We start from the raw sequence: 391 nt of genomic DNA on the forward strand, positions 1-391 counted from the left end.
CTTTCCACAATGTATCCAACGTTTGTAACATCAATGATTTTTCGAAGTTACGTAGCACTTGTGCACCAACCACTTCTTCTTTCGCTTTGTAGACCTCAACCGCGGTATTAATGACTTTTTCACGTAGTGCTTCTTCGTAAAGCTTGTCGTCTTCTTCCAACCATTGCTTCACAGGAGCATCGATATCGAAATCGTTCTTTAGACGTTCTTGTAGGCCTTCAAGATCCCACATGTCTTCCAGTGATTGAGGTGGAATGTATTCATCGATGACACCTTGAAGCACATCAACGCGATTGTGTTCGATCATATCGCTAATGTCATCAACACTCATCAACTCATCACGTAGCTCATACACGACTTTACGCTGATCGTTCGCCACATCATCGTACTC

At 43.0% G+C, this 391-nt stretch carries 1 pseudogene; it reads right to left on the reverse strand.

From position 1 onward, the window contains the following. Nucleotides 1-391, reverse strand: a pseudogene (gene secA, locus NQ012_RS12970) (preprotein translocase subunit SecA); the annotation flags it as partial.

Origin of the sequence: Neisseria dentiae, from assembly GCF_024580525.1 — a bacterium.
GTDB classification, from domain to species: Bacteria; Pseudomonadota; Gammaproteobacteria; order Burkholderiales; family Neisseriaceae; genus Neisseria; species Neisseria dentiae_A.